29 protein-coding genes are annotated in these 26,904 nt (G+C 63.7%); 26 read left to right on the forward strand and 3 right to left on the reverse strand.

The genetic code is table 11. The features are described 5' to 3' along the window. The first annotated feature begins 30 nt into the window (after nucleotides 1–30). Nucleotides 31–849, forward strand: coding sequence for an inositol monophosphatase family protein (locus tag L7H23_RS00845; protein ID WP_237837477.1), 819 nt, complete (start codon nucleotides 31–33; stop codon nucleotides 847–849). Nucleotides 850–856: 7 nt separating this feature from the next. Here L7H23_RS00845 and L7H23_RS00850 read toward each other — a convergent pair whose 3' ends face one another. Further along, on the reverse strand, nucleotides 857–1,846 hold the full coding sequence (locus L7H23_RS00850; protein WP_237837478.1) for an acyl-CoA thioester hydrolase/BAAT C-terminal domain-containing protein: 990 nt from the start codon (nucleotides 1,844–1,846) through the stop codon (nucleotides 857–859). A gap of 67 nt (nucleotides 1,847–1,913) precedes the next feature. Then, nucleotides 1,914–2,396: a YbjN domain-containing protein gene (locus L7H23_RS00855; protein ID WP_237837479.1), complete on the reverse strand. Its 483-nt coding sequence runs from the start codon at nucleotides 2,394–2,396 to the stop codon at nucleotides 1,914–1,916. A gap of 217 nt (nucleotides 2,397–2,613) precedes the next feature. On the opposite strand from L7H23_RS00855, the gene L7H23_RS00860 reads away from it, so the two are divergent. The 23 genes from L7H23_RS00860 (at nucleotide 2,614) to L7H23_RS00970 (ending at nucleotide 22,671) form a co-directional block, all read left to right on the forward strand. Continuing rightward, nucleotides 2,614–2,988: an NADH-quinone oxidoreductase subunit A gene (locus tag L7H23_RS00860; RefSeq protein WP_058456716.1), complete on the forward strand. Its 375-nt coding sequence runs from the start codon at nucleotides 2,614–2,616 to the stop codon at nucleotides 2,986–2,988. 17 nt (nucleotides 2,989–3,005) lie between these two features. Further along, entirely contained in the window at nucleotides 3,006–3,539 is a 534-nt protein-coding gene (locus tag L7H23_RS00865) for an NADH-quinone oxidoreductase subunit B (RefSeq protein WP_152998595.1), read from the forward strand. Further along, on the forward strand, nucleotides 3,539–4,459 hold the full coding sequence (locus L7H23_RS00870; protein ID WP_237837480.1) for an NADH-quinone oxidoreductase subunit C: 921 nt from the start codon (nucleotides 3,539–3,541) through the stop codon (nucleotides 4,457–4,459). The genes L7H23_RS00865 and L7H23_RS00870 overlap by 1 nt, the downstream gene beginning before the upstream one ends. Before the next feature lie 35 nt (nucleotides 4,460–4,494). Then, nucleotides 4,495–5,712 (forward strand): NADH-quinone oxidoreductase subunit D, encoded by a 1,218-nt coding sequence (locus L7H23_RS00875; RefSeq protein ID WP_237839304.1) that lies wholly within the window; start codon nucleotides 4,495–4,497, stop codon nucleotides 5,710–5,712. Continuing rightward, entirely contained in the window at nucleotides 5,709–5,963 is a 255-nt protein-coding gene (locus tag L7H23_RS00880) for a hypothetical protein (RefSeq protein ID WP_237837481.1), read from the forward strand. The genes L7H23_RS00875 and L7H23_RS00880 overlap by 4 nt, the downstream gene beginning before the upstream one ends. Further along, on the forward strand, nucleotides 5,956–6,624 hold the full coding sequence (locus tag L7H23_RS00885) for an NAD(P)H-dependent oxidoreductase subunit E (protein WP_237837482.1): 669 nt from the start codon (nucleotides 5,956–5,958) through the stop codon (nucleotides 6,622–6,624). The genes L7H23_RS00880 and L7H23_RS00885 overlap by 8 nt, the downstream gene beginning before the upstream one ends. Nucleotides 6,625–6,627: 3 nt before the next feature. Then, nucleotides 6,628–7,917 (forward strand): NADH-quinone oxidoreductase subunit NuoF, encoded by a 1,290-nt coding sequence (gene nuoF / locus L7H23_RS00890; RefSeq protein ID WP_237837483.1) that lies wholly within the window; start codon nucleotides 6,628–6,630, stop codon nucleotides 7,915–7,917. Continuing rightward, entirely contained in the window at nucleotides 7,914–8,624 is a 711-nt protein-coding gene (locus L7H23_RS00895) for a hypothetical protein (RefSeq protein WP_237837484.1), read from the forward strand. The genes nuoF and L7H23_RS00895 overlap by 4 nt, the downstream gene beginning before the upstream one ends. Nucleotides 8,625–8,664: 40 nt before the next feature. Beyond that, nucleotides 8,665–8,877 carry a hypothetical protein gene (locus tag L7H23_RS00900; RefSeq protein WP_237837485.1) on the forward strand — a complete coding sequence of 71 codons (213 nt, stop codon included), beginning with the start codon at nucleotides 8,665–8,667 and terminating at the stop codon, nucleotides 8,875–8,877. A 43-nt stretch (nucleotides 8,878–8,920) separates the two neighbouring features. After that, nucleotides 8,921–10,933: an NADH-quinone oxidoreductase subunit NuoG gene (gene nuoG / locus L7H23_RS00905; protein WP_237837486.1), complete on the forward strand. Its 2,013-nt coding sequence runs from the start codon at nucleotides 8,921–8,923 to the stop codon at nucleotides 10,931–10,933. Beyond that, a complete protein-coding gene (locus tag L7H23_RS00910; RefSeq protein WP_237837487.1) occupies nucleotides 10,930–11,070 on the forward strand; it encodes a hypothetical protein in 141 nt (46 codons plus the stop codon). Before nuoG ends, L7H23_RS00910 begins: the two co-directional genes overlap by 4 nt. Before the next feature lie 227 nt (nucleotides 11,071–11,297). Next, nucleotides 11,298–12,350 (forward strand): NADH-quinone oxidoreductase subunit NuoH, encoded by a 1,053-nt coding sequence (nuoH, locus tag L7H23_RS00915; RefSeq protein WP_237837488.1) that lies wholly within the window; start codon nucleotides 11,298–11,300, stop codon nucleotides 12,348–12,350. Then, the gene (locus tag L7H23_RS00920) at nucleotides 12,347–12,835 is read left to right on the forward strand and encodes a hypothetical protein (protein ID WP_237837489.1); all 489 of its coding nucleotides are present in this window, start codon (nucleotides 12,347–12,349) and stop codon (nucleotides 12,833–12,835) included. The genes nuoH and L7H23_RS00920 overlap by 4 nt, the downstream gene beginning before the upstream one ends. Then, complete coding sequence (gene nuoI / locus L7H23_RS00925; protein WP_237837490.1) at nucleotides 12,832–13,317, forward strand: NADH-quinone oxidoreductase subunit NuoI; 486 nt, start codon at nucleotides 12,832–12,834, stop codon at nucleotides 13,315–13,317. Before L7H23_RS00920 ends, nuoI begins: the two co-directional genes overlap by 4 nt. Nucleotides 13,318–13,329: 12 nt before the next feature. Then, nucleotides 13,330–13,941 carry an NADH-quinone oxidoreductase subunit J gene (locus L7H23_RS00930; protein ID WP_237837491.1) on the forward strand — a complete coding sequence of 204 codons (612 nt, stop codon included), beginning with the start codon at nucleotides 13,330–13,332 and terminating at the stop codon, nucleotides 13,939–13,941. Continuing rightward, the gene (gene nuoK, locus L7H23_RS00935; RefSeq protein ID WP_058456728.1) at nucleotides 13,938–14,243 is read left to right on the forward strand and encodes an NADH-quinone oxidoreductase subunit NuoK; all 306 of its coding nucleotides are present in this window, start codon (nucleotides 13,938–13,940) and stop codon (nucleotides 14,241–14,243) included. Before L7H23_RS00930 ends, nuoK begins: the two co-directional genes overlap by 4 nt. A 4-nt stretch (nucleotides 14,244–14,247) precedes the next feature. Then, nucleotides 14,248–16,281, forward strand: coding sequence for an NADH-quinone oxidoreductase subunit L (gene nuoL, locus L7H23_RS00940; protein ID WP_237837492.1), 2,034 nt, complete (start codon nucleotides 14,248–14,250; stop codon nucleotides 16,279–16,281). Further along, nucleotides 16,278–17,837: an NADH-quinone oxidoreductase subunit M gene (locus tag L7H23_RS00945; RefSeq protein ID WP_237837493.1), complete on the forward strand. Its 1,560-nt coding sequence runs from the start codon at nucleotides 16,278–16,280 to the stop codon at nucleotides 17,835–17,837. The genes nuoL and L7H23_RS00945 overlap by 4 nt, the downstream gene beginning before the upstream one ends. After that, nucleotides 17,834–19,267: an NADH-quinone oxidoreductase subunit NuoN gene (gene nuoN / locus L7H23_RS00950; protein WP_237837494.1), complete on the forward strand. Its 1,434-nt coding sequence runs from the start codon at nucleotides 17,834–17,836 to the stop codon at nucleotides 19,265–19,267. Before L7H23_RS00945 ends, nuoN begins: the two co-directional genes overlap by 4 nt. Further along, nucleotides 19,189–19,989, forward strand: a complete 801-nt coding sequence (locus L7H23_RS00955) for a biotin--[acetyl-CoA-carboxylase] ligase (protein ID WP_237837495.1) — start codon at nucleotides 19,189–19,191, stop codon at nucleotides 19,987–19,989. The genes nuoN and L7H23_RS00955 overlap by 79 nt, the downstream gene beginning before the upstream one ends. A 1-nt stretch (nucleotide 19,990) precedes the next feature. Further along, nucleotides 19,991–20,776, forward strand: coding sequence for a type III pantothenate kinase (locus L7H23_RS00960; protein ID WP_237837496.1), 786 nt, complete (start codon nucleotides 19,991–19,993; stop codon nucleotides 20,774–20,776). Continuing rightward, on the forward strand, nucleotides 20,773–22,407 hold the full coding sequence (locus L7H23_RS00965) for a ribonuclease J (protein WP_237837497.1): 1,635 nt from the start codon (nucleotides 20,773–20,775) through the stop codon (nucleotides 22,405–22,407). Before L7H23_RS00960 ends, L7H23_RS00965 begins: the two co-directional genes overlap by 4 nt. A 3-nt stretch (nucleotides 22,408–22,410) precedes the next feature. Continuing rightward, a complete protein-coding gene (locus L7H23_RS00970; protein WP_237837498.1) occupies nucleotides 22,411–22,671 on the forward strand; it encodes a DUF1467 family protein in 261 nt (86 codons plus the stop codon). Here L7H23_RS00970 and L7H23_RS00975 read toward each other — a convergent pair whose 3' ends face one another. Beyond that, the gene (locus L7H23_RS00975) at nucleotides 22,672–25,041 is read right to left on the reverse strand and encodes a hypothetical protein (protein ID WP_237837499.1); all 2,370 of its coding nucleotides are present in this window, start codon (nucleotides 25,039–25,041) and stop codon (nucleotides 22,672–22,674) included. A 68-nt stretch (nucleotides 25,042–25,109) separates the two neighbouring features. On the opposite strand from L7H23_RS00975, the gene L7H23_RS00980 reads away from it, so the two are divergent. Both L7H23_RS00980 and L7H23_RS00985 read left to right on the forward strand, forming a co-directional pair. Further along, nucleotides 25,110–25,406, forward strand: a complete 297-nt coding sequence (locus L7H23_RS00980; protein WP_237837500.1) for an Hpt domain-containing protein — start codon at nucleotides 25,110–25,112, stop codon at nucleotides 25,404–25,406. Between the two features lie 162 nt (nucleotides 25,407–25,568). After that, nucleotides 25,569–26,855 carry a tetratricopeptide repeat protein gene (locus L7H23_RS00985; protein ID WP_237837501.1) on the forward strand — a complete coding sequence of 429 codons (1,287 nt, stop codon included), beginning with the start codon at nucleotides 25,569–25,571 and terminating at the stop codon, nucleotides 26,853–26,855. Nucleotides 26,856–26,904: the final 49 nt, after the last annotated feature.

The following is a 26,904-nucleotide window of genomic DNA, read 5'->3' on the forward strand; positions in this document are numbered from 1 at the left end:
CCCGCAATCCGGGCGGGTGGAGATTTTGACATGGCCATTTCCGGCATCATCACCGTCATGGAACGCGCCGCGCGCAAGGCCGGCACGAAGCTGCGCCGCGACTTCGGCGAGATCGAGCATCTGCAGGTCTCGCAGAAGGGGCCGGCGGACTTCGTCTCGAAAGCCGATCAGGCCGCCGAGCGCACGCTCTATGACGAGCTGACCCACGCGCGTCCCGGCTGGGGCTTCCTGATGGAAGAGGCCGGCGAGATCGAGGGCGATCCGGGCAAGCCGCGCTTCATCATCGATCCGCTCGACGGCACGTCGAACTTCCTCCACGCGATCCCGCAGTTCGCGATCTCGATCGCGGTGCAGGAGCCGAAGCTTGGGGGCGGCTGGGGTGAAGTCACCGCGGGGCTGATCTATCAGCCGGTCACCGACGAGAGCTATTGGGCCGAGCGTGGCCGCGGCGCGTGGCTGCACGACCGGCGCCTCCGCGTCGCATCGCGGCGCCACCTCAACGAATGCCTCGTCGCGACGGGGATCCCGTTCATGGGTCATGGAGACATGGCGCAGTGGAGCCGCATCTTCGGCGCGGTGGCGCCCGAAGTCGCCGGCATCCGCCGCTTCGGCGCTGCGAGCCTCGACCTTGCATGGGTCGCGGCGGGCCGCTTCGACGGCTTCTGGGAAAGCCAGCTCAACATCTGGGACGTCGCCGCCGGTATGCTGCTGGTGCGCGAAGCCGGCGGTTTCGTCAGCGACTTCCGCGGCGGCGACCGCGCGATCGAACGCAGCGAATTCATCGCGGGCAGCGGCGCGGTCCATTCTAAGCTGCAAAAGCTGGTTGCCGGGGCGCTGCGCAACGCCTGACGGCGTCTTACGGCTTCAGGGCGTTCTGCAGAAAAGCCACCACTTTCGGCCATGCATCGGCGCGCGCTGTCGCATTGGCTTCGGGCGTGCCGCCGCCGCGCGGATCGTCGCGCGGTTCGGCCGATGCGCCGCCAAGGTCGTGGCCTGCATCGGGATAGAGCAAGGCTTCGGTTTCGAGCCCGGCAGCCTTGCGCGATGCGGCGATGTTCCGCGCCATCCGGCCTGAATTCCAGAGCTGGTCGCGATCGCCCGCGACGAGCATCAGTCGGCCGCGATACTGCTCGACCGGGATTCTCGCGGCCTTTTCGCGGTCGGGATGGTCGGCGCGGCCATTCTCGTGGATTGCGCGGAGGTCGGCCTTGTCCCCGAGTTGCAGCCCCTCGACGAAGCCGCGATAGGGCATGAAGGGCAGGGGCTTCCCGTCGAACGAGAAGGAGGAGCGCGTCCCCTCCGCCTCGACCGTCTCGAGACCCCAGCCTTCCCAGACGAGGTCCGACGGGGCGTAGGCGACCACGGCGCTGATCCAGGGATAATGGCTTGCGGCGATCAGCGCGAATTCCGAACCCTTCGATCCGGCGAACAGTCCGATCCGGTCGGTGTCGGCTCCCGGCATCTTTGCAAGTTCGGCCCTGAGTGCCGCGAGCTGGTCGACGCGGATATCGATGAAGCTGCCCGGCAGGTCGGTGAATTCCGGCGGCGGGCCATAGCTGCCCCAGTTCGGCGAGTAATAGGGAAGGCTGACCGCCGCATATCCGAGGCGCGCGAGGATCGGCCCGAAACGCTTGCCCGCGCCGTCGCCGCCTTCGGCGCCGGGAAGAATGATGAGGACGGGGCGGCGCTGCTCGCCGGCGAGCCGATAGATGCGTGCGTGCGGGAAACCGGCGACCGTGCTTTCCTCGATTGTGGGCGAAAGGCTCGCAGGTGCTGCCGCCATGGGCGCTTCGGCACCTTGCGGCGCGAGGATCATCAGCGACCCGGCCATCAGCGACGCGAACATCGAAATCTCCCGCTATTGCCTTACCGATTTAGTGATATAATACAGTAAGGCAATAGCGAAATGGCGATCACTTCGCGAAGATGAAATCGCGATAGCTGTCCATCAGCGAGGCCCAGGTGTTGAACGTCTCGCCCAGATTTTCGCGCGGGATGCCCGCGAAATCGATGTCGACGTCCATTTCGAGGACCGGGTCGCCTTCCTTGTCGCGATAGGCGCGGGCGAAGCGCTTTGTCTTGTTCCATTCGTTGAGCCGCTCCAGCGAAACATTCTTCGCGTCGGTGAACCCCATATAATATTGCAGCGTCTTGCAATTCTTGTTGTCGGTGCAGTTCATGAACAGGACCAGGAATTTCAGATCGTTGCGATTGCTTTCGATATAGGGGTCCTCGCCCGGCTTGCTGACGATCGTCGCGGGCCAGCCCTGCGACTCGACGATCGCCTTGATCGTCGCCGGACTCTTCGCGTTGACGAGTTCGGCCTGCGCCGGAGTCGCGGCAAATGCGAGTGCGGCGCCCATCGCGAGTGCGGTCCGAAGCGAAATTGGTCCCATGATTATTCCCCAGTCCAGAACGGGCAGGCAATGGCCCGAAAAACCGACCCTTGAGCGCCGGTTATCATGGGGATAGCTGTCTGTGCCAAGTCCCTTTGTGCTTTTGGTCACAGCGGTAACGAATTTCCTGCCTGCAGCGCTTGCGAGGTGCGGCACACTGGCCTAAAGCGCGCGCAACAAAGGGGTGGTAACGCCTTAAAACAGACTGCGAGCTCCCATGGTCGATCTGACGCAATATCTGCCGATTCTGATCTTTCTGGTCATTGCCGTTGGCCTTTCCTCGGCCTTCGTATTCCTGCCGATGGGCGTCGCCCGCCTGACTGGCGCGCACAAGCCCGATCCGGCCAAGCTGACCGAATATGAGTGCGGCTTCCCCGCGTTCGAGGACGCCCGTAGCCAGTTCGACGTCCGTTTCTATCTCGTCGCGATTCTCTTCATCATCTTCGATCTCGAAGCGGCGTTTCTCTTTCCCTGGGCGGTCAGCCTGAAGGAGATCGGCTGGGCCGGCTGGGCCACCATGATGATCTTCCTCGCCGAACTCGCGATCGGCCTTGTGTATGCGTGGAAAAAAGGCGCGTTGGATTGGGAATGAGCACTTCGAGCATCATCATGCCCGGCCAGATGCCGGTCGCCCCGGGTACCAACCCGGATCAGGGCTTTTTCGACGACCTCAACAGCGAAGTCGGCGACAAGGGCTTCCTCGTCACCTCGACCGAGGATCTTTTCAACTGGGCGCGCACGGGCTCGCTGTGGTGGATGACCTTCGGCCTCGCGTGCTGCGCTGTCGAGATGATCCACGTCAACATGCCGCGCTATGACATGGAACGCTTCGGCGCCGCCCCGCGCGCGTCTCCGCGCCAGTCCGACGTGATGATCGTCGCGGGGACGCTCTGCAACAAGATGGCCCCCGCGCTCCGCCGCGTGTACGACCAGATGTCGAACCCGAAATATGTGATCTCGATGGGCAGCTGCGCCAACGGCGGCGGCTATTATCACTACAGCTATTCGGTGGTGCGCGGCTGCGACCGCATCGTGCCAGTGGATATCTATGTTCCCGGCTGTCCGCCGACTGCCGAAGCCTTGCTGTACGGCGTGATGCAGCTGCAGCGGAAGATCCGCCGCACCGGGACGATCGAACGCTGATGGCCAGTCCCGCTCCCCTGATCGCGCCTCGCGAGGGCATCGGCGCTGCGCTGGAGAAATTGCTCGGCGGCGACCTGATCGCCCATGTCTTCTCCGTCGGCGAGGACAGCATCACCGTGCGGCGCGAGGCGATTGCCGGCGTGATGGTCATGCTTCGCGACGAGCTTGGCTATCAGCAGCTGATGGAAATCGCGGGGGTCGACTATCCCGATCGCGCCGAGCGTTTCGAGGTCGTCTATCACCTGCTCAGCGTGACGAAGAACCATCGCCTGCGCGTCCGCGTCTGCACCGACGAGGCGACCCCGGTGCCGAGCATCGTGCCCGTCTGGCCGGTTGCCGGCTGGCTCGAGCGCGAAGTGTTCGACATGTACGGCGTGCTGTTCGCGGGCAATCCGGACCTGCGCCGCATCCTGACCGACTATGGCTTCCAGGGCCATCCGCAGCGCAAGGATTTCCCGCTGACCGGTTATATCGAACTGCGTTACAGCGAAGAGGACAAGCGCGTCGTCTATGAACCGGTGAAGCTGGCGCAGGATTTCCGCAACTTCGACTTCATGTCGCCGTGGGAAGGCGCCGACTATGTGCTGCCGGGCGACGAAAAGGCTGGTGGCACCGGTGAAGCGCCGGGCAAGGGCGCGCCGTCGCCGATGACCGCGCAACAGGTCAAGAAGGCCGATGAAGCCGCCAAGGCTCCGCCGCCGCCGACCCCCAAGACCACCGACAAGCCCGAACAGACGGGCGCGGGCGCGAAGGCCAATATCAAGGCCGCGAAGACCAGCCGCGACGGCGCCAAGGCGACCGCGGCGGCCAAGGCCAAGACCCCGGCGACCAAGAAGGCCGAAAAGGCGCCTGCCAAGGCTCCGGCGAAGCCGAAGGCGCCCGCAAAACCGCGCAAGCCCAAGACGGGAGGTGACGCATGACCGACTCTCCTCAGGTCAAGCACCATGGCAGCGACATGTTCGAAGGCTATCCGGTCGACACTGCCGACACCGCCGGCGATCAGGCTGTCACCAACTACACGATCAACTTCGGCCCGCAGCACCCCGCGGCGCACGGCGTGCTGCGTATGGTGATGGAGCTCGATGGCGAGATCATCGAACGCGTCGATCCGCACGTCGGGCTGCTGCACCGCGGCACCGAAAAGCTGATCGAGTACAAGACGTATCTGCAGGCGCTGCCCTATTTCGACCGGCTTGATTACTGCTCGCCGCTCGGCATGGAGCACAGCTATGTGCTCGCGATCGAAAAGCTGCTCGATCTCGAGGTGCCGGCGCGCGCGCAATATCTGCGCACGATGTTCGCCGAGCTGACGCGCATCTGCAATCACATGCTCAACATCGGGTCGCACGTCATGGACGTCGGCGCGATGACGCCTAACCTCTGGGTGTTCGAGCTGCGCGAGGATTGCCTGAACTTCTTCGAGCGCGCCTCGGGCGCACGCATGCATAGCGCCTATTTCCGTCCGGGCGGCGTCCACCAGGATGTTCCGGAGCGGCTGCTTTACGACATCGGCGAATGGGTCGAGAAGCGCCTGCCGAAGCTGTTCGGCGACGCGATGAGCCTCGTCATCGACAACCGCATCTTCAAGCAGCGCAACGTCGATATCGCGACGGTGTCGAAGGAAGACGCGCTGGCTTGGGGCTTCTCGGGCCCGATGATCCGCGGCAGCGGCATCGCATGGGATTTGCGCAAGTCGCAGCCCTATGACGCCTATGCGGCGATGGAGTTCGACATTCCCGTCGGCACGCGCGGCGACTGCTACGACCGTTTCATGGTCCGCGTGCAGGAAGTCTATCAGTCGGCGCGCATCATCAAGCAGTGCCTCAGTGACATGCCCACCGGCCCGATCGCCAGCCTCGACCGCAAGGTCGTCCCGCCGAAGCGCGGCGAGATGAAGCAGTCGATGGAATCGCTGATCCATCACTTCAAGCTCTATACCGAGGGCTTCCACGTCCCCGCGGGCGAAGTCTATGTCGCGACCGAAAGCCCGAAGGGCGAGTTCGGCGTTTATCTCGTCAGCGACGGCACCAACAAGCCGTACCGCTGCAAGATCCGCCCGACGGCGTTTTCGCACCTGCAGGCGATGGACATGATGTCGAAGGGCCATATGCTCGCCGACACCACCGCGATCATCGGCGCGATCGACGTCGTGTTCGGGGAGTGCGACCGGTGAGTTCCTCACCCGCTGAAATAGCGCAGGCCGAATACGAAGGCCTGATTTTTGGAACCTATGCGACGTGGGTTATCCTTCTCGTTGGGGGAATCGTCGTGGGGCGCATTCTCGCCAAGCGCAAAGGTGTACGGATGGTTTGGTGGCCGGTTCTGGTTACAGTGATTTTTTCCGGGCTGGGAATGATCGGATTTGATCCATCTGAAAAAAAACGAGAAGTGTTCAAAAACTACGGGGTTGAAGTAGATGGCTGACGCACCCCAAATTCCCGACGAAGCCGAAGTCCGCGCGCGCTGGGGCGCTTTTGCGTGGACGAAGGAAAATGCTGAACAGGCGAAGACCGTCATCGCGCGCTACCCCGCAGGGCGTCAGCGTTCGGCGGTGATGCCGCTGCTCGACCTCGCGCAGCGCCAGGTCGGTGCCGAGACGCAGACGCAGGGCTGGCTGCCCGTGCCGGTGATCGAGTTCGTCGCGGCTGAGCTCGATATGCCGTTCATCCGCGCCTATGAGGTCGCGACCTTCTACACCATGTACAATATGGCGCCGGTCGGCCGCTATCATGTGCAGGTTTGCGGGACGACGCCGTGCCTGCTGCGCGGGTCGGACGACGTCATGGCGGCATGCAAGAACCGCGGCATGACGAAGGGCAAGACCACGCCCGACGGCCTGTTCACGCTGACCGAGGTCGAATGCATGGGCACCTGCACGAACGCGCCGATGGTCCAGATCAACGACGATAATTACGAAGACCTCGACTATGACTCGATGGTCCGCATCCTCGACGATCTGGCCGCGGGCAAGCAGCCGAAGACAGGCCCCCAGAACCCCAAGCGTTACACCAGCGAGCCCGAAGGCGGCCCGACGACGCTGAAGGAAATGGTCAAGGCCAACCACGACTATCGGAAGGAGTGGTAAGCCATGCTCGCCGATAAGGATCGCATTTTCACCAATCTCTATGGCTTCCAGCCGTGGAACCTCAAATCCGCGCAGGCGCGCGGCGATTGGGACAAGACGAAGGACCTGATGAAGCGCGGCCAGGACGCGATCATCGAGGAAATCAAGGCATCGGGGCTGCGCGGCCGCGGCGGCGCGGGCTTCCCGACGGGGCTCAAGTGGAGCTTCATGCCGAAGGAGCCGCGCGCCGACCGGCCGAGCTTCCTTGTCATTAACGCCGACGAATCCGAGCCGGGTTCGTGCAAGGACCGCGAGATCATTCGCCACGATCCGCACAAGCTGATCGAGGGCGCGCTGATCGCGGGCTATGCGATGCGCGCGCGCGCCGCCTACATCTACATCCGCGGCGAGTTCATCCGCGAGGCCGAGACGCTGTTTGCCGCTGTGCAGGAGGCGTATGACGCCGGCCTGCTCGGCAAGAACGCCGCCAAGTCGGGCTACGACTTCGACGTCTTCGTCCATCGCGGCGCCGGCGCATACATTTGCGGCGAAGAAACCGCGATGATCGAAAGCCTCGAAGGCAAGAAGGGCCAGCCGCGCCTGAAACCGCCGTTCCCGGCGGGCGCGGGCCTCTATGGCTGCCCGACGACGGTCAATAATGTCGAGAGCATCGCGGTTGTGCCGACGATCCTGCGACGCGGCGCGTCGTGGTTCTCGTCCTTCGGGCGCGAGAACAACAAGGGCACCAAGCTTTTCCAGATCTCGGGCCATGTCGAGCGCCCGTGCGTCGTCGAGGAAGAGATGGGAATCACCTTCCGCGAGCTGATCGAAAAGCATTGCGGCGGCATTCGCGGCGGCTGGGACAATCTGCTTGCGGTGATTCCCGGCGGCTCGTCGGTGCCCCTCGTTCCGGCGGCCGAGATCATGGACGCGCCGATGGACTTCGATGGCCTTAAAGCCGTCGGATCGGGTCTAGGCACTGCGGCCGCGATCGTGATGGACAAGTCGACCGACGTCGTTCAGGCGATCAGCCGCATCAGTTACTTCTACAAGCATGAAAGCTGTGGCCAGTGCACGCCGTGCCGCGAGGGCACCGGCTGGATGTGGCGCGTCATGGAGCGCCTGCGCACGGGCGACGCCGACATCAGCGAGATCGACACGCTGTTCGATGTGACGAAACAGGTCGAAGGCCACACCATCTGCGCGCTCGGCGATGCTGCAGCATGGCCGATCCAGGGCCTGATCAAGCATTTCCGTCCGGAGATCGAACGCCGCATTCGCGAGAACGGCGGCGCGCTGGAGGCAGCCGAATGAGGACGACGCTTCTTTTGCTCATGGCCGGTGCCGCCCTGTCGGCGACCCCGGCTTTCGCCCAGCGCGAAGTTCAGGCGGCGAATGCGAACCCGTTCGACCAGACGCTGATGGCCAACGCGGTCCGGTCCGGTTCCGACGACAAGGACGACAAGGACGATACTGCGCCGAAGATCGATCCGCTCGCTGCACAGGCGATCTATAATTTCGCGGGCTGCGTCGTCGAGATCAGCCGTCCGGGTGCGGTCAAGCTGCTTTCGAAGGATTATCGGTCGAAGGATTATCAGGAAGATATCCGCAAGATCGCCAAGGGGCATGAGCGCTGCGCGCCGAACAGCAAGCTTGGCTTTTCGGGGCTCGTCTTTGCCGGCAATCTTGCCGAGCATCTGCTGGCCGACCAGTTCACCGATGCGGCGCTTGCGACCGATCTCGGCCGTGACCGTACGGCGACACCGATCACCGCGCGCGGCACGCTGGAGACGATCTCGATGTGCATCGTGATGTCGGCTCCGCAGCAGAGCGTCGCGCTGTTCGACACCGAAGTGATGAGCGACGCCGAGCGCGACGCGATGAAGGCGCTTGCGCCCCAGCTTTCGGCCTGCATCAGGCAGGGCACCGAGTTCCGCACCAACCGCGTCGGGCTGCGCGCGCTGATGGCGCTCGCTGCCTACCGTGTGGCCGTGACGAGCAAAGAAGGATCGGCGGGCTGATGCGCGGTATTTCTCTCGGCGGTGTGGAGATTGCGGAGTGATGTTGCGCAATCTCTTCAGTGCATTGGCGGCACTGTCCCTGTTCGCAGGAGGCGTCATGCTGGGTTCCAACACGGAGCCTTTCCGGCGCGGATATATATCCGGCGGAGAGTTTCTGCTGTGGCCGGCTGTTTTGGTTGGCGTTTGGGCGGTGTTGACCTGGTTCAAAAAACGCATCGGCGTGCGCGCCGAACTGGTGGAGCGTTTCAAATGATTGGTCGTTCGCTCAACCTTAGAGAAATCAAGGTATTCTGCTGATGCCTAAAGTAACTGTAGATGGTGTAGAACTCGACGTTCCGCAGGGCGCGACCGTCCTGCAGGCGTGCGAGATGGCGGGGAAGGAAATTCCGCGCTTCTGCTACCACGAACGCCTGTCGATCGCCGGCAATTGCCGCATGTGCCTTGTCGAAGTCGCACCGGGGCCGCCGAAGCCGCAGGCGTCGTGTGCGCTGCCGACCGCCGAGGGCCAGATCATCAAGACCGACAGCCCGATGGTGAAGAAGGCGCGCGAAGGGGTGATGGAGTTCCTCCTCATCAACCACCCGCTCGACTGCCCGATCTGTGACCAGGGCGGCGAATGCGATTTGCAGGACCAGTCGGTCGCCTATGGCCGCGGCGCGACGCGCTATGACGAGAACAAGCGCGCGGTGACCGAGAAATATATGGGTCCGATCGTCAAAACGGTGATGACCCGCTGTATCCAGTGCACGCGCTGCGTCCGCTTCGCGGAGGAAGTCGCGGGCGTGGAAGATATCGGCGCAATCTATCGCGGCGAGAATATGCAGATCACCTCGTACCTCGAGCACGCGGTCGCGAGCGAGCTGTCGGGCAATATCGTCGATCTGTGCCCGGTCGGCGCGCTGACGTCCAAGCCCTATGCATTCGAAGCGCGGCCGTGGGAGCTCACCAAGACGCTGGGCATCGACATGATGGACGCGGTCGGCACCAATGTCCGCATCGATAGCCGCGGTCGTCAAGTGTTGCGCGTCCTGCCGCGCGTCAACGACGATGTGAACGAGGAATGGGCAAGCGACAAGACGCGCCACCATGTCGATGGCCTGATCCGCCGCCGTCTCGACCGTCCCTATGTGCGCAAGGGCGGCCAGCTGGTCGAAGCAACGTGGGCCGAAGCTTTCGACGCGATCAAGGCCGCGAAGGCGGGCAAGTCGGTCGCCGCGATCGCGGGCGACCTCGTCGATTGCGAAACGATGTTCGCGGCGAAGACGCTGGTGAACGCGCTGGGTTCGGACCTGCTCGAAGGGCGCCAGACCGGGCTCGACTATGATGTGTCCAGCCTCTCGGCGGTCAATTTCAACACCACCATCGCCGAGGCCGAGAATGCCGACGTCATCCTGCTGGTCGGCACGAACCTGCGCTGGGAAGCGCCGCTGATCAACACGCGCATCCGCAAGGCGGCGTGGAAGAAGGGCGCAAAGGTTTTCGCGATCGGGCCCGAAAAGGACCAGACCTACAAGGTCAGCTGGCTCGGCGACGACGCCTCGCTCGTCGCGAAGCTGCCTGCGGCGGCGCTCGACGCGCTGAAGGGCGCCGAACGCCCGCTGATCATCGTCGGCGGCGGCGGTCTCGCGGTTCCCGGCGTCCACGGCGCGGCGCTCGCGCTCGCCAAGTCTGTGAATGCAGTCAAGGACGGCTGGAACGGCTTCAGCGTCGTCCATATGGCGGCGAGCCGCATGGGCGGGCTGATGCTTGGCTACGCACAGGCAGGCGGCATCAAGGATGTCGTCGCGGCGCAGCCGAAGCTCGCTTTCTTCCTCGGCGCCGACGAGGTCGATTTCACCGCCTTCGACAAGACGCTGAAGGTCTATGTCGGCCATCATGGCGACAAGGGCGCGCATGCCGCCGACGTCATTCTGCCTGCCGCGGCATGGACCGAAAAGGACTTCACGACGGTCAACACCGAGGGCCGCGTCCAGCGCAGCGAGAAGGCCGTGTTCGCACCCGGCGACGCGCGTGAGGACTGGAGCATTTTCCGCGCGCTCGCCGATGCGCTCGGCGTGTCGGTCGGTTTCGACAGCTTCGAGCAGTGCCGCGCGGCGATGATCGCGGCGGTCCCCGCACTCGGCACCGAAGGTCTTGCCGGCTATGGCTGGTCGGTGCCCAAGCTGGCTGCCAAGCCCGAAGCGCGTGCGATCCCGTCGCCGATCAAGGATTTCTATCTCACCAACGCCATCTGCCGCGCGTCGCCGACGATGCAGCGCTGCTCGGACGAACTCGTCCATGGCGCAGACATTGCGGAGGCGGCGGAATGATCCACGCACCTATCGTCGCCGGCGCACTGTTCGTCGGCATGGGCTATGCCGTCTGGCGTGGCTTCAATCCGAAGAGCAAGTCCGAAAAGCCCGGCCCGCATAACGGCTGGCGGAACCAGGACGGGGCAGGGAAATGACGCTCACCGATATTCCTTCGGTTGCAGTGTTTGGTGCCTGCATGGTTGCCTTTGCGTTCTGGCGCGTGTTTCGCCGCGACCGGCGTTTCCGGTCGGGTCCGCACAACAACTGGAGAAACCCCGAGTTCTCGGCTGTCGAAGGAGCCAGAACGACCTCTGAAGGGACGCTTCGAACTACGGGATCGACCGCACCTACTGGCTACCCGGGTGAAGGATAAGGGCCGCGAATGACCGAGACTTTCATCTCTTGGGGCATGGACCCTAACTGGGCTTGGGGCGTCGCGACGATTTGCGGCATCCTGCTGATAGCGCTGCCGCTGATGCTGGCGGTCGCGATGATCATCTATGCCGATCGCAAGATCTGGGCGGCGATCGCGCTGCGCCGCGGTCCGAACGTCGTCGGTCCCTTCGGCCTGCTCCAGAGCTTTGCCGACGGCCTGAAGGTGTTCCTGCAGGAAACGATCATCCCGACATCGGCCAACCGCGGGCTGTTCCTGATCGCGCCGATCATCACCTTCACCGTCGCGCTGATGGCGTGGGCGGTGATCCCGTTCAATTCGGGCGCGGTGCTTGCCGACATCAACGTCGGATTGCTCTACATCCTCGCGATTTCGTCGCTTGGCGTGTACGGGGTTATCCTGTCGGGCTGGGCTTCGAACTCGAAATATCCCTTCTTTTCGGCGATGCGCGCGTCGGCCCAGATGATTTCCTATGAAGTCTCGATCGGGTTCATCCTGATCGGCGTCGTGCTCTTCGCCGACAGCTTCAACATGAACGATATCGTCAAGGCGCAGGGCGGCGACGGCGCGGCGCTGGGCCTGTTCCAGGGCTTCGGCTTCTATCCGATCATGTTCCCGCTCGCGATTATGTTCCTGATCTCGGCGCTCGCCGAAACCGCGCGCGCGCCGTTCGACCTGACCGAGGCCGAAAGCGAACTCGTCGCGGGGTATCAGACCGAATATTCGTCGATGAGCTTCGCGCTCTTCTGGCTCGGCGAATATGCCAACGTCCTCCTGATGTGCACGCTCAACGCGGTGCTCTTCTGGGGCGGCTGGCTGCCGCCGATCGACTGGGCGCCGCTCTATGTCGTCCCGGGCATCGTCTGGCTGTTCGCGAAGATCCTGTTCTTCTTCTTCGTCTTCAGCTGGGTGAAGGCGACGGTCCCGCGCTACCGCTATGACCAGCTGATGCGGCTGGGCTGGAAAATCTTCCTGCCGCTCTCGCTCTTCTGGGTCTTCCTGGTATCCGGCTGGCTGATGCTGACGAGGTACGCGGCATGAGTTTCGCCCTTGCCACATCGGCAGCCGCTCTATTGCTGGACGTGGTGCCGCCGCCGCCGCCCTGGAGCCCCGAGGCCTATCCGGAGTATGAAGCCTCCTGTCACCTTGTCGACGCCAACGGCGCGACAAGGCACGGCCGCCTCGTCGTCAGCGGGCAGGAAGCCGACAGGATGTTCGATCTGAAGTTTGCCGAAGAAGGCTCGTTTCAGGATCATTTTGCCGGAAAATCATCTCCCGTGCCCCGGCAGCGGGGAAGCTTCGACGGTGTGCCGATGTATGAGCTCGTGGAGTTCCTGCCGGAATATCGGAACAGCCATCGCGAGGGCGGGAAGGACTTTACCAGCGTTACCGTCGTCGGCAATTTTCCCGATCCGGTGAACTTGTCCATTCAGGTCAGGAATAGTGCCGTTCCTCCGGGTGTGGGGAGCGACCTGGCCGCAGGTCTTTGCCGGATTTCAAATCTCAAGACAGGTGTTCGGAAATGAACGTCGCCCATCTCATCAAAAGCTTCACGCTGTGGGAGTTCGTCAAGGCGCATTGGCTGACCTTGAAATACTTCTTCAAGCCGAAGGCGACGATCAACTATCCCTTCGAGAAGAACCCGCTCAGCCCGCGTTTCCGCGGTGAGCATGCGCTGCGTCGCTATCCGAACGGCGAGGAACGCTGCATCGCGTGCAAGCTGTGCGAAGCGGTGTGTCCGGCGCAGGCGATCACGATCGAGGCAGAACCGCGCGACGACGGCTCGCGCCGCACGACGCGCTACGACATCGACATGACGAAGTGCATCTATTGCGGCTTCTGTCAGGAAGCCTGCCCGGTCGATGCGATCGTCGAGGGCCCGAACTTCGAATTCGCGACCGAAACGCGCGAGGAACTGCTCTATGACAAGGCCAAGCTGCTCGCCAATGGCGATAAATGGGAACGCGCGATCGCGGCGAATCTTGCCGCCGACGCGCCCTGGCGATAAGGGCGCGCGCACATGATCCAGCTCATCGCCTTCTATCTTTTTGCGACCATCGTCATCGCCTCGGCGGCGATGGTGATTTTCGCGCGCAACCCGGTCCACAGCGTCATGTGGCTGATCCTCGCCTTCTTCAACGCGGCGGGACTGATGCTGCTCGCTGGCGCCGAATTCATCGCGATGCTGCTCGTCATCGTCTATGTCGGCGCGGTCGCGGTGCTGTTCCTGTTCGTCGTGATGATGCTCAACATCGATTTCGCCGAGCTGCGTGCCGGCTTCGTGCGCTATATGCCGCTTGGTGCGCTGGTCGCGATTATCCTTGCGGCAGAGTTGATCTTCGCAATCGGCGCGTGGAGCGCGGGCGGGGTCAATCTCGCGGCGCGCGCTGCGCCTGCAGCGACCGACACCAGCAATATCCAGCAGATCGGCGAGCTGCTCTACACGCGCTATATCTTCCTGTTCGAGGCAGCGGGCATCGTCCTCCTCGTCGCGATGATCGGCGCGATCGTGCTGACGCATCGCCAGCGCGGCGGTGTGCGCATCCAGAATATTTCGAAGCAGAACCAGCGCCGTCCCGAGGACGCGACGCGCCTGGTCGATCCGGGCGTCGGGCAGGGGATGGAACTGTGATTTCGGTCGGCCATTATCTCGCCGTTTCGGCGGTTCTTTTCACGCTCGGCGTGCTCGGCATCTTCATCAACCGCAAGAATATCATCGTCATCCTGATGGCGATCGAGCTCATCCTGCTGGCGGTGAACATCAACCTTGTCGCGTTCAGCGCGGCGCTGAACGACCTTGTCGGGCAGGTCTTCTCGATGTTCGTGCTGACCGTTGCTGCGGGCGAAGCCGCGATCGGTCTTGCCATTCTCGTTATCTATTTCCGCGGCCGCGGCACGATTGCCGTCGACGATGCCAACCGGATGAAGGGGTAAGCCGGTGATCCAGGCGATCGTTTTCCTGCCGCTCCTCGCGGCGCTCGTTGCAGGCCTCGGCCAGCGCTTCATCGGCAAGGTGCCGGCGAAGATCGTGACCACCGGCGCGCTGTTCCTGAGCTGTGCGCTCAGCTGGCCGATCTTCCTGTCGTTCGTCGCGGGCAGCGGCGAAGCGACGGTGACGCCGGTGCTGCACTGGGTCTCGTCGGGCGCGCTCCAGTTCAACTGGGAGCTGCGCGTCGATACGCTGACCGCCGTCATGCTCGTCGTGATCACGACGGTGTCGGCGCTCGTCCACCTCTACAGCTGGGGCTATATGGACGAGGATCCGGACCAGCCGCGCTTCTTCGCCTATCTGTCGCTCTTCACCTTCGCGATGCTGATGCTCGTGACCGCGAACAATCTGGTCCAGATGTTCTTCGGCTGGGAAGGCGTCGGCCTCGCATCCTATCTGCTCATCGGTTTCTGGTACAAGAAGCCGAGTGCCAATGCCGCAGCGATCAAGGCGTTCGTCGTCAACCGCGTCGGCGACCTTGGCTTCATGCTCGGCATCTTCGGTACCTTTCTGGTGTTCGGTACCGTTTCGATCCCCGAAATTCTGGCCGCCGCGCCGGGAATGGCGGGCAGCACGATCACCTTCATGGGTACGCGCTTCGATACGATGACGATCCTCTGCCTGCTGCTGTTCATCGGCGCGATGGGCAAGTCGGCGCAGCTCGGTCTGCACACCTGGCTTCCCGACGCGATGGAAGGCCCGACCCCCGTGTCGGCGCTGATCCACGCCGCAACGATGGTGACCGCGGGCGTCTTCATGGTGTGCCGCCTGTCGCCGATGTTCGAGACCGCGCCGGTGGCGCAGGGTGTCGTGATGTTCGTCGGCGCCGCGACCTGCTTCTTCGCGGCGACCGTCGCGACGACGCAGTGGGACATCAAGCGCGTCATCGCCTATTCGACCTGTTCGCAGCTCGGTTACATGTTCTTTGCGGCAGGGGCCGGCGCCTATGGCGCGGCGATGTTCCACCTCTTCACGCACGCCTTCTTCAAGGCGCTGCTGTTCCTCGGTGCCGGTTCGGTCATCCACGCGATGCACCACGAACAGGACATGCGCTATTACGGCGCGCTGCGTAAGCAGATCCCGCTCACCTATTGGGCAATGATGCTCGGCACGCTGGCGATCACCGGCGTCGGCATCGCAGGCGTCGCGGGTTTTGCCGGCTTCTATTCGAAGGACGGCATCCTCGAGGCGGCCTTTGCAAGCGGCGGCGGCGGTGTCATCGCATTCTGGGTCGGCATCTTCGTTGCCTTCCTTACCAGCTTCTATTCGTGGCGCCTCGTCTTCCTGACTTTCTATGGCAAGGCGCGCTGGGACCAGAGCGAGCATATCCAGCACGCGGTGCACGACGACCATGGCCACGGCCATGACGATCATGCGCACGATCACCACCATGATGCGCATGGCGATGGCACTGCGGGCTATCATCCGCACGAAAGCCCGCTGTCGATGCTCATTCCGCTGATCGTGCTGTCGATCGGCGCGGTCTTCGCCGGCTTCGCTTTCCACCACCAGTTCATCTACCCCGAAGAGGGCATGGCGTTCTGGAAGGGCAGCCTCGCGTTCGACGAACACCTGATGCACGCCGCGCACGAGGTGCCGCTGTGGGTCAAGTGGATGCCGTTCACGGTCATGGCATTCGGCCTGTTCCTCGCGTGGAACAGCTATATCCGCAACACGACGCTGCCGGCGCGGTTCGTGGCGCAGTTCAGGCTGCTCCACCAGTTCCTGTACAACAAATGGTATTTCGACGAGCTCTACAACTTCCTCTTCGTGAAGCCGGCCTTCGCGATCGGCCGCTTCTTCTGGAAGCGCGGGGATGAAGGCACCATCGACCGCTTCGGTCCCGATGGCGCTGCGGCGCTCGTCGCTGGAGGGACCCGTCTCGCGGTCCGGCTGCAATCGGGTTATGTTTATGGATATGCGTTCGTGATGCTGCTGGGTCTTGTCGGCCTCGCCAGCTGGGCCATGGTGAAGTTCCTGTGAGCGGTCTTCCCATCCTTTCGCTGATGCTGGCGGTCCCCGCGGCCGCCGCCATCGCCTGTGTCTTCGCCGGCGACCGGGGCGCACGCTTCATCGCCCTCGGTGCGACGCTCGTGAACTTCGTGCTCGGCATCGTGATGTGGGCGCGGTTCGATATCGGGGGTGCGCAGTGGCAGTTCCAGGAACTGCATGAGGGGCTGTTCGGCCGCTTCAACTATGCCCTCGGTGTCGACGGCATGGCGCTGATGCTGATCATGCTCAGCGTTTTCCTGATGCCGCTCTGTATCCTCGCGAGCTGGGAAGCGATCACGAAGCGCGTCGGGCTGTACATGGCGATGTTCCTGATCATGGAAGTCGTCATGATCGGCGTCTTTGCGGCGCAGGATCTGCTGCTGTTCTATGTGTTCTTCGAGGCCGGCCTGATCCCGATGTATTTCATCATCGGCATCTGGGGCGGCGCGAACCGCATCTATGCGGCGTTCAAATTCTTCCTCTATACGCTGCTCGGCTCGGTGCTGATGCTGATCGCGATGATCGCGATGATCCAGGAAGCCGGCACGACCGACATCCCGACGCTGCTCGTCTATAATTTCCCGCCGGAAATGCAGACGTGGCTGTGGCTTGCCTTCTTTGCCAGCCTGGCGGTCAAGATGCCGATGTGGCCCGTTCACACCTGGCTTCCCGACGCGCACGTGCAGGCGCCGACCGCGGGTTCGATGATCCTTGCCGGCGTGCTGCTGAAGATGGGTTCGTACGGTTTCATCCGTTTCATGATGCCCATGTTCCCCGAGGCATCGGCGCAGTTCATGTGGGTCGTATTTGCGCTGTCGATGATCGCGGTGGTCTACACCAGCCTCGTCGCGCTGGTGCAAAGCGACATGAAAAAGCTGATCGCCTATTCCTCGGTCGCGCACATGGCGATCGTTACCGCGGGCCTCTATGCGCTGAACCAGCAGGGGATCGAGGGTGCGCTGATCATCATGCTCAGCCATGGCGTCGTCTCGGCCGCGCTCTTCTTCTGCGTCGGCGTGATCTACGATCGGCTCCACACGCGCGAGATCGACCGTTACGGCGGGCTTGCCGTGAACATGCCGGCCTATGCGCTGTTCTTCATGCTGTTCACCATGGCGTCGATCGGCCTGCCCGGGACCAGCGGTTTCGTGGGCGAGTTCCTGAGCCTTGCCGGCATTTACGAAGCGTCGAGCACGGTCGCCTTCGTCTGCACCACCGGCATCATTCTCGGCGCTGCATACATGCTCTATCTCTACCGCCGCGTCGTGTTCGGCGAACTGACCAAGGACGATGTGAAGGCCATGCCCGATCTCAACCCGCGCGAATGGGCGATCCTCGCTCCGCTCGCCGCTGTGGCGCTGTGGATGGGTGTCTATCCCGAAAGCTTCCTCGCGCCGATGCGCGGCGACGTGACGACGGTCGTGGCGCGCCTTGCCCCTGCGAAGCCGGCGGGCGACGCGCATCTCGCTGCAGGCAAGCCCAAACCGGCTGCCGCCGGACATGGTGCTCCCGCCCACGGATCGAGCCATGCGGGAGGCGTCCAATGACCGCCGATCTCGCTCTCATCTGGCCCGAACTGATCCTGACGATCGGCGGGCTGATCACGCTGATGCTGGGGACCTTTTCCGGCGATCGCCAGGTCGGCCTCTATCAGGTCGCCGCGCTGGTCACGCTCGCCGCGGCCGCAGCGGCGGTGGTGGCGACCTTCGGAACCGAGGCGACCGTTTTCTCCGGCACGCTGTCGGTCGACACGTTCGGCGGGTTCGCCAAGCTGCTGATCTATGCGGCGAGCTTCATGTGCATCCTGATCGCTCCGCGCTTCTTCAGGGATGGCATGCGGGCCGAATATCCGGTGCTGATCCTGTTCGCCGCGCTCGGCATGGGGATCATGGCCTCGTCGCGCGACCTGATGACGCTGTATGTCGGGCTCGAGCTCAACAGCCTTGCGGCCTATGTGCTCGCCAGCTTCATGCGCACCGACGACCGGTCGAGCGAAGCCGGGCTCAAATATTTCGTCCTCGGCGCGCTTGCCTCGGGCATCCTGCTCTATGGCATTTCGCTGCTTTACGGCTTCACCGGGACGACCGATTTTGCCGGGGTCGCCGCCGCGATGGGCGGCGAGCTCAATATCGGCCTGATCTTCGGTATCGTCTTCGTGATCGCCGGTCTGGCGTTCAAGATCAGCGCCGTGCCGTTCCACATGTGGACGCCCGACGTCTATGAAGGCGCACCGACCCCGGTGACGGCCTTCTTCGCCACTGCGCCGAAGGTCGCCGCGATGGCGTTGATGACGCGCGTCGTCGTCGGGGCGATGGGTCCGGCAGTCGGTTCGTGGCAGCAGATCATCATCTTCCTCGCGCTCGCCTCGATCATCCTCGGTGCGGTCGGCGCGATCGGGCAGAAGAATATCAAGCGTCTGCTTGCCTATTCCTCGATCAACAACGTCGGCTTCATGCTCGTCGGCCTTGCCGCCGGAACGCAGCAGGGGGTCGAAAGCGTGCTGACCTATCTGCTCGTCTATATGGTGACGACGCTCGGTGCTTTCCTCGTCGTGCTTCAGCTGCGCGACCCCGAGGGCAATTATGTCGAGAGCATTCCCGCGCTGGCCGGCTATTCGCAGCGCCGCCCGGGCCTCGCTGCGGCGCTTGCGGTCTTCCTGTTCAGCCTTGCCGGTATCCCGCCGCTGTTCGGCTTCTGGCCTAAGTATCTGGTGTTCGAGGCTGCGGTGAACGCGCATCTGGTGCCGCTGGCAGTCGCGGGTATCGTGGCTTCGGTGATCGGCGCCTATTATTATATCGCGATCATCAAGACGATGTACTTCGACGACAAATCGGAAACCGAGTTTCCGAAAGGCACCGGTACGGTCGTCGAGGACGCGGTGATCACGGCGAGCGCATTGTGGCTGTCGGTCGTCGGCTATCTGTTCATCGGTGTCCTTGCGATGCTGTCGGCAAGCGCCGCGGCGGTGCTCTTCTGATCCCGCCGATCGAGCGGATCCAGCAGACCGGTTCGACCAACGCCGACCTGCTGGCGAGGCTCGCCAGCGGCGAGCTCGTGGGCGAAGGGCATTGGCTCGTCGCCAACCGCCAGACCGCGGGTCGCGGCCGCCTTGGCCGCGGCTGGAACGACGGGCAGGGCAATTTCATGGGCTCGACCGTCGTGCATCTGACGGCAGGCGATCCGTCGCCCGCGACGCTGGCGCTGGTTGCCGGCGTGGCGCTCGCAAAGGCGGTGTCGGCGCTGGCGCCCGGGCTTGCCTTTACCCTCAAATGGCCGAACGACCTGCTGGTCGATGGCGCGAAATGCGCAGGCATCCTGCTCGAGCGTGCTGGCAATTCGGTCGTGATCGGAATCGGCGTCAACCTGGTTGCCGCGCCCGATCTTCCCGACCGCCCGACCGCCGCGCTGGCGGATCGGGGCGCGCGGCTCGATCGCGATCATTTCGCCGATGTGCTTGGCGTCGCGATGGTCGATGCGGTCTGGACCTGGCGACAGGAAGGTATCGGCAGCACGATCCGTGCCTGGCTGCCGTTCGGCCATCCGCCGGGCACGCCGCTGCACGTGTCCGAGAAAGGCATCGACGGTGTTTTCGACGGTCTCGCCGATGATGGCGCGCTGCGCTTGCGCCGTGCGAACGGAGAGATCATGCTGGTTCATGCGGGCGACGTCGAACTCGGACGGCCCGTGGAGGGGAACTGAGATGCTGCTCGCGATCGATGTCGGCAACACCAACGCCAAATTCGCGCTGTTTCGCGATCAGGACCTGCTCGCGCGCTGGCGCATTGCGACCGACGATCGCCGGACCGCCGACGAATATATGGTCTGGCTCGATCAGCTCCTGCGGATCGAGGGGCATGATCGCGCCAACGTCGATGCCGTGATCATATCGACCGTCGTGCCCCGGGCGCTGCACAACCTGCAGTTGCTCGCGCATAAATATTTCGGCGTCGACGCGCTCGTCGCGGGGCGCGAACCGGTGAGCTGGGGCATTGCGCTCAAGGTCGACGAGCCGCAGTCGGTCGGCGCCGACCGTGCCGTCAACGCCATATCGGCGCAGGCGGTCGAGCCCGGCAAGGACAAGCTTGTGATCAGTTTCGGGACGGCGACGACGCTCGATCATATCGGTCCCGACGGCGCCTATCTCGGCGGGATCATTGCGCCCGGCGTCAACCTGTCGCTGGAGGCGCTTGTAGCCGCCGCGGCCAAACTTCCGCGCATCGCGATCGAGGCGCCGGCAACCGACAGCGTCATCGGCCGCACGACCGAAAGCCAGATGCTGATCGGCGTCTATTGGGGCTATGTCGCGATGATCGAGGGCCTGATCGCGCGGATGAAGGCCGAAATCGGCAAGCCGCTTACCGTCATCGCGACCGGGGGCCTTGCGACCCTGTTCGACAAGCAGGCCCAGCTCTTCGATCGTATCGAGCCCGATCTGACGCTCAATGGGCTCATGCATCTCTACAATCAACGAAAGCCAACGATATGACGACTCCGGGCAAGGAGCTGCTTTTCCTCGCATTGGGAGGATCGGGCGAGATCGGCATGAACGCCAATCTCTATGGCTGCGACGGCAAATGGATCATGCTCGACCTTGGCGTGACCTTCGGCAGCCAGGATTATCCCGGTATCGAGATCGTCATGCCCGACCTCGAATTCATCGAGGATCGCAAGAAGGATCTGCTCGGCATCGTGCTGACGCACGGGCACGAGGATCATATCGGTGCGATCCCGTATCTCGCCGCCGACCTTGGCGTGCCGCTCTATGCGAACCGCTTCACCGCGGGGCTGATCGCGCACAAGCTCGCCGAAGAGGGGCTGGAGAAGGAGGTCGAGATCAAGGTCGTCGACATCGACGACAGTTTCCGGATCGGACCTTTCGGTATCCGTCTTATGCCGCTCGCGCACTCGATCCTCGAAATGAGTGCCGCGGTGATCGACACGCCTTACGGTCGCGTCTTCCACACCGGCGACTGGAAGCTCGACGATCATCCGATTCTCGGTACGCCGTCGAGCGCCGCGGCGCTGAGTGCGGTCGGTGACGAAGGGGTCGATGTTCTCGTCTGCGATTCGACCAACGCGTTCAACGCGGAAGCGTCGGGCAGCGAAGGCGGGTTGCGTGAGGGGCTGATGCAGGCGGTTGGCGCCGCGAAGGGCAGGGTGGTCGTCACCACCTTTGCGTCGAACGCCGCGCGTCTCGCCACCTTGGGCGCGGTGGCGAAAGCGACCGGACGCACGCTTTGCGTGGCAGGACGCTCGCTGGATCGCATCCTCGGCGTCGCGCGCTCGGTCGGGTATCTCAAGGATTTCCCGGCGACGGTCGATTTCGACGAAGCGATGCGGCTGCCCCGCAACAAGGTGATGGTCGTGGCTACCGGCGGGCAGGGCGAGCCGCGCGCGGCGCTCGCGCGCATGGCGGCCGACGTCCATCAGATCAAGCTCGAGGCGGGCGATACGGTCGTCTTCTCGTCGAAACAGATCCCGGGCAATGAGGTCGCGATCGGGCGGATCATGAACCAGCTTGCCGCGAAAGATGTGCTGACGGTCACCGAGAAGCAGGCGCATATCCACGTCAGCGGCCATCCCGGGCAGCCCGAACTGGCCGCGCTCTACGGCTGGTTGCGGCCGAAGCTGGTGCTGCCGGTCCATGGCGAGATCCGCCACATGCACGAACAGGCGCGATTTGCGCTCGAAAAGGGCGTCCCGGACGCACTGGTGCAGGAAAATGGCGATCTCGTCCGCCTGGCGCCCGGGCCGGCGCGGATTGTCGAGCGCGTCCGGTCGGGGCGTCTGATTCTCGACGGCGACGTGATCCTCCCCGCCGACGGCGAAACGATCAACGAACGCCGCAAGCTGTCGCTGCATGGCCAGATTTCGGTCGCGGTCGTGCTGTCCGACGGCAAGTTCGTCGACAGCGCGATCCAGTATCGCGGCGTTCCCGTCGAAGACGACCGTGAGACTTTCCTCGAGGAAATGAATGAGGCCGCGGAGCAGGCCGCGACCGGCAAAGCCCGCGACCGCGACGCGCTGAAGGAAGCGATTCGTCTCGGTGTTCGCCGCGTGGCGACTGACTGGACGGGCAAGAAGCCCGTCACCGACGTGCTGTTCGTGGACGTCTGACCGATGAAATGGACCTCGGCTCTCGCAATCTACACGCTCTTCTGGGCGTTCAGCGCCTTCTTCGTGCTGCCCTTTCATGGCCGCCGCGCGGAAGATGAAGCGACGCCGCTGGTAAAGGGGCAGGATCACGGCGCGCCGGCGACCTTCCGCCCGGGACGCGTATTGTTGCAGATGACGATTCTCGCGACCATCGGCTTCGTGATCTATTACGTCGCCTATGTGAACGGTTGGGCCGATCCGGACGTGTTCGCCGGGCGCGCCTGATCAGTTCCGCAGGCGGTCGATCGCCTGCGCCAGCGCGACATAGAGCTTTCCGATATCCGACGAGAGCAGCGTTACGCTGATCGCCGATCCGTCGCGAGCGCCGATGAGCAGGCGCAGCATCGCTTCGAAATCGTGAATGAACTGGTTCACCGATGCGTGAAAGCGGTCGTCATTCTGGTAGAGGCGCAGGATCTCCTTGGCCTCGCCATTCTCGACCAGCTTGACCGCGCGCCGCGCGAAGACACCGCGATCGCCCTTCAGATACGCGTCCCATGCCGTGTCGCTGACCTCGCTCGACAGGATCTTGGTCACGTCGATGGCGGTCGACTTGAGCGCCTCGGTGAGCACGCCGACCTGCTTCGCGAGCGAATCGCGATCCGATGCAGCGATGGCTTGCTCGGCTTCGAGCGCGCGCTGTTCGACGCTGGCGCTGGTATCCATGATGGTGATCAACTGGCGCATCAGACGGTCGGCCGCGCCGTTGGCGGCCTCGACCGCGCGCTGCGACGCTTCCTCGATCGCATTCAGCTGGCCCATGATCTCGGTCTTGAAAGCCGCATCGATCGCTTCGGTCGCGGTCGCCTGCATCGCCTCGCGAGCACCGGAAACCAGCTTGTCGAGCGTCTGTCGGGCTTCTTCGGCCGCCGAGTCCGCGGTCTTGCGAACTTCGCCGAGCGTCGCGATCATTCGTGCGCCGCCCTTTTCGGCAAAATCGTCGGCGCCGACCCGCAGCTTTGCAAGCGCCGCATTGGCGTCGGCCAGCGAGGCGTTGATGCGCTCGACCAGCGCCTGCTGGCTGGCGCCATGCTCGGCCATCTTGTCTTCGCTGGCTTGCAGCGTCGATTTGACCGCATTCACATGCGACAAGGTCGACTGGGCAACGAGTTCGGACGCCTCGAGCATCGGCTTTAGCTGCGACAGGGTCGTCTGGGTCGTCTTGCCGTGCGACACCATCCGGTCGAGCGCGTGCGGCAGCGTCTCATCGAGCTCGCGCGTCACCGCGTCGAGCGCGAGAAGCAGGGATTCGGCCTGCGTGATCAGCTGATGCGCCGAGCCGTTTCCGCTCTGCACTTCGGTCATGAAAGCGGCCAGCTGGCCCTTGGTATCCTCGATCGCCCGGCCAATGACCCCGGTGCTCGCAGACACGCTGCCGTCGAGGTGCTCGAGCTGTTGCCCGACTTCTGCGACGTGCGCGGTGATGCGGGTCGCGAGCGCCTCGCTTGCCTCTCCGTGCGCCGCAAGCTGCAGGCCCATCGCGTCGCTGGCTTCGCGCGCCGTCGCCAGCCTTGATTCGAGCTGTCCGGCGGCGTCGTCGACGCGGTCGCGAAACTGCTTCCAGCTTCCGTCCATCTGCTTGGTAACCGCCGCGACGGTCGATTTCAGATCGTCGCGTGCGGTCGCCGATGCCTGGGTCATTTGCGCAAGTGCGATGCCATGAGCATCGGTCACTTGCGAAGCGGTTGCGATCAGTCCTTCTTCGGTTTCCCTGGCCTGCTGCCGCAAAATGCCGATTGCCTCATGCAGACTGGTGGCCGATGCCTCCCCGGTCTGCGCGGCCTTGGCGGCCTCTTCGCTCAACGCGGCGAGCTTCGCCTCGAGATTTGCACCCTGCTGGTGGGCGACGAGTCCGGCTTCGCGGAAATTGACCGCCAGCCGCTGCGCCACATCGTCGATCCGCGGCAGACCGGCGAGCAGCCCGTCCATCCGCTGCATCGCGACATCGCCCGAACGTGCCAGCTGATCATGGGCATTGGCGATGACCGACGCGTTAGTCGCCAGCTTGTCGCTGCTCTCGCTCAGCCGCAAAACGGTATCGAGACCAAGTTGCTGGATCGTCTTCGCCTGCTCGGAAAGCTGCTTCTGCGCGTCGGCAAGATGAAGCCCCAGCGCGTGCATGGACTGGTTGAGCGACATATTCTCGTGACGCAGCGCACTCGCAACGCGTGCGAACCGCGCCTGTTCCGACCGGCCCGAGCGGAGGAGCACCATCCAGAGCACGGCAAGAAGGGTGAGGGGCATGGCGATCGTCGCCAGCAGGCCCGGCCATTCGGCAGGCGATGGCGTAGTCGCAAATCCGCCGGTCGCCATGAACAGCGCAAAACCTGCCCAGCTTGCCGCGAGCAGGATCAGCAAGGCGGGTGCGATCCTGTCGCACCAGACGGACCCTGCCGAATCCGGCTCGTCGCCGGACCAGTGCTCACCGGTATCCGCCAGCGACGAGGTGTCGAGCCAGTCACGCTCGGCGACCGGCGCGGCTTCGGGTTGCGACACGCTTTCCTCCGCGGCGGCTTCCGCCCGGACTTCGCCTTCGGCTTCGGTCTTTGCCGCGGAATCCCGCCACAATCCGACGATCTTCTTTTCCCCCGTCATCCTGCCATCTTAGCATCAAATGGCCGCCATGAAACGGAAACTTAACTACGATCTGCCAAGGCTGTGGAATGTCGTTCGATAGTGGCCCTCTCGACAGGTATATCAGCGCCGCGGTGGGCGACGATCCCGCGATGGCGATGGAATTGCGCGCAAGCTTCGTGGAAAGCGCGCGCGAGCTGAGCGACCTGATGCGCCGCGCCCGTTGCGATGCCAACTGGCACGTTGCGGCCGAACGGCTGAAGAGTCTGTCGGCGACCTTTGGCATCATACCGCTCATCCAGCTTGCCGAAGCGGCGATGGAGGGTGCGCCCGGCGATCCGGCGGTCCTGCGCGAGATCAATGCGGCGGTCGACACGCTCGTCTGAGCCATTTTCCGGGTTCAAACGCCGTTCAGCCACTCACCGGCATATAAATATCGATCCCGGCCGTCTTGCCATGGCAACGCTACGGGTTTAGCCGCGTATTCACCGCGGCTGAGCCCCCCGCTTGCGTCATGGCAAGGCGGCCGTTTGTGAGGAGAGATTTCGATGTTCACCCGTTTTCGCCAGAAGCCTGCAACGGCCATGGCTGCCATCCTCGGCGTTGCCCTGATGGCGAGCGCGGCCCCGGCGGCCGCCAAGGACAAGCCGAAGAAGGAAGAGGCCGGCAAGGGAACCGACGTTCCCGTAAGCAAGGGCTTCAGTCCCGCAGTCAAGAAAATGTACGAGGCGAGCACCGCCAAGGATGCCGCCGCGCTGCAGGCCGCCATCGCCGAAGCGCAGGCTGCCAATCCGACCGAGGCCGGCGATCGCTACTGGCTGGGCCACTATCGTCTTCAGCTCGGCATCCTGACCAAGGATACCGCGGCGCAGGCGCAGGGCCTCGACGAAGTGCTTGCGACCGGCGTCGCGCCGGCGGAAATGCTCGGTGTCTATAATTTCTATTCGGGCAACTTTGCCTATGGCGCCAAGGATTATGCGAAGGCCGTCCAGCGTCTCGAAGCGGCGAAGGCCGCCGGATCGAAGGAACCGAGCCTGAGCCTGCTGCTCGTCGACAGCTATATCAACAACAACCAGGTCGACCAGGGCGTCGCGCTCGCCAAGGAAGCGATCGAGGCCTCGCGCGCCGCGGGTCAGCGACCGTCCGAGGAACTGTATGTTCGTCCGGCCAAGGCGCTCCAGGCGGCGAAACGCACGAACGAACTGCTCGATATCCTGACGCTGCGTGTCCGCGATTTCCCGCAGCCGGCGATCTGGCGCAACACGCTGTATATCCTGCTGCAACAGGCGGGCGGCGACAAGGACATGAACCTCGACATCCTGCGCCTGATGCGCGCCACCAACGCGATGACCGAGCGCGGCGAATATCTGGAATATGCGGCGCTTGCTACCGAAGCGGGCTATCCGGGCGAAGTCGTTGCCGTCGTCGAGCATGGAATCGCGGCGAAGGTCTTCACCGACAAGGACGAGCGCTTCGCGACGATCCTCGAAGCGCAGAAGAATCGTGCGGCGTCGGACCGTGCCGGCCTTCTTGCGGATGCATCGAAGCCCCCGGCAACCCCCAAGGCCGCGCGTGCGACTGCCGATGCGCTTGTCGGTATCGGCGAATATGCGAAGGCGATTCCGCTCTACCAGGGCGTCGCCGCTTCGGATCCGGTGGCGCAGTATCGCCTCGGCGTGGCGCAGGCGCTTGCCGGACAGAAGGACGCCGCGGTCGCGAGCTTTGCCAAGGTGACGGGCGATCGTGCGCGACTCGCGCAGCTGTGGACGATCAACGTCCAGAGCCCGGCTGCCGCTCCGGCAGCTGCTCCGGCTCCGGCGCCAGCGACCAACTGATAGCTGCTCAGGCACAAAAAAGGGCGCCATCCGGACCGGATGGCGCCCT

The organism is Sphingopyxis sp. BSN-002, from assembly GCF_022024275.1.
In the GTDB taxonomy this organism is placed as follows: Bacteria; Pseudomonadota; Alphaproteobacteria; order Sphingomonadales; family Sphingomonadaceae; genus Sphingopyxis.

Excerpts from the sequence above, each read along its gene's own strand:
- nuoG (WP_237837486.1), top strand. The coding sequence starts at position 8,921 with ATGCCTAAAGTAACTGTAGATGGTGTAGAACTCGACGTTCCGCAGGGC.
- L7H23_RS00885 (WP_237837482.1), top strand. The coding sequence starts at position 5,956 with ATGGCTGACGCACCCCAAATTCCCGACGAAGCCGAAGTCCGCGCGCGC.
- L7H23_RS00870 (WP_237837480.1), top strand. The coding sequence starts at position 3,539 with ATGGCCAGTCCCGCTCCCCTGATCGCGCCTCGCGAGGGCATCGGCGCT.
- L7H23_RS00910 (WP_237837487.1), top strand. The coding sequence starts at position 10,930 with ATGATCCACGCACCTATCGTCGCCGGCGCACTGTTCGTCGGCATGGGC.
- L7H23_RS00920 (WP_237837489.1), top strand. The coding sequence starts at position 12,347 with ATGAGTTTCGCCCTTGCCACATCGGCAGCCGCTCTATTGCTGGACGTG.
- L7H23_RS00865 (WP_152998595.1), top strand. The coding sequence starts at position 3,006 with ATGCCCGGCCAGATGCCGGTCGCCCCGGGTACCAACCCGGATCAGGGC.
- L7H23_RS00985 (WP_237837501.1), top strand. The coding sequence starts at position 25,569 with ATGTTCACCCGTTTTCGCCAGAAGCCTGCAACGGCCATGGCTGCCATC.
- nuoH (WP_237837488.1), top strand. The coding sequence starts at position 11,298 with ATGACCGAGACTTTCATCTCTTGGGGCATGGACCCTAACTGGGCTTGG.
- L7H23_RS00960 (WP_237837496.1), top strand. The coding sequence starts at position 19,991 with ATGCTGCTCGCGATCGATGTCGGCAACACCAACGCCAAATTCGCGCTG.
- L7H23_RS00965 (WP_237837497.1), top strand. The coding sequence starts at position 20,773 with ATGACGACTCCGGGCAAGGAGCTGCTTTTCCTCGCATTGGGAGGATCG.
- L7H23_RS00845 (WP_237837477.1), top strand. The coding sequence starts at position 31 with ATGGCCATTTCCGGCATCATCACCGTCATGGAACGCGCCGCGCGCAAG.
- L7H23_RS00970 (WP_237837498.1), top strand. The coding sequence starts at position 22,411 with ATGAAATGGACCTCGGCTCTCGCAATCTACACGCTCTTCTGGGCGTTC.
- L7H23_RS00930 (WP_237837491.1), top strand. The coding sequence starts at position 13,330 with ATGATCCAGCTCATCGCCTTCTATCTTTTTGCGACCATCGTCATCGCC.
- L7H23_RS00980 (WP_237837500.1), top strand. The coding sequence starts at position 25,110 with ATGTCGTTCGATAGTGGCCCTCTCGACAGGTATATCAGCGCCGCGGTG.
- L7H23_RS00900 (WP_237837485.1), top strand. The coding sequence starts at position 8,665 with ATGTTGCGCAATCTCTTCAGTGCATTGGCGGCACTGTCCCTGTTCGCA.
- L7H23_RS00895 (WP_237837484.1), top strand. The coding sequence starts at position 7,914 with ATGAGGACGACGCTTCTTTTGCTCATGGCCGGTGCCGCCCTGTCGGCG.
- L7H23_RS00975 (WP_237837499.1), bottom strand. The coding sequence starts at position 25,041 with ATGACGGGGGAAAAGAAGATCGTCGGATTGTGGCGGGATTCCGCGGCA.
- L7H23_RS00875 (WP_237839304.1), top strand. The coding sequence starts at position 4,495 with ATGTTCGAAGGCTATCCGGTCGACACTGCCGACACCGCCGGCGATCAG.
- L7H23_RS00850 (WP_237837478.1), bottom strand. The coding sequence starts at position 1,846 with ATGTTCGCGTCGCTGATGGCCGGGTCGCTGATGATCCTCGCGCCGCAA.
- nuoI (WP_237837490.1), top strand. The coding sequence starts at position 12,832 with ATGAACGTCGCCCATCTCATCAAAAGCTTCACGCTGTGGGAGTTCGTC.
- L7H23_RS00860 (WP_058456716.1), top strand. The coding sequence starts at position 2,614 with ATGGTCGATCTGACGCAATATCTGCCGATTCTGATCTTTCTGGTCATT.
- nuoN (WP_237837494.1), top strand. The coding sequence starts at position 17,834 with ATGACCGCCGATCTCGCTCTCATCTGGCCCGAACTGATCCTGACGATC.
- nuoF (WP_237837483.1), top strand. The coding sequence starts at position 6,628 with ATGCTCGCCGATAAGGATCGCATTTTCACCAATCTCTATGGCTTCCAG.
- L7H23_RS00855 (WP_237837479.1), bottom strand. The coding sequence starts at position 2,396 with ATGGGACCAATTTCGCTTCGGACCGCACTCGCGATGGGCGCCGCACTC.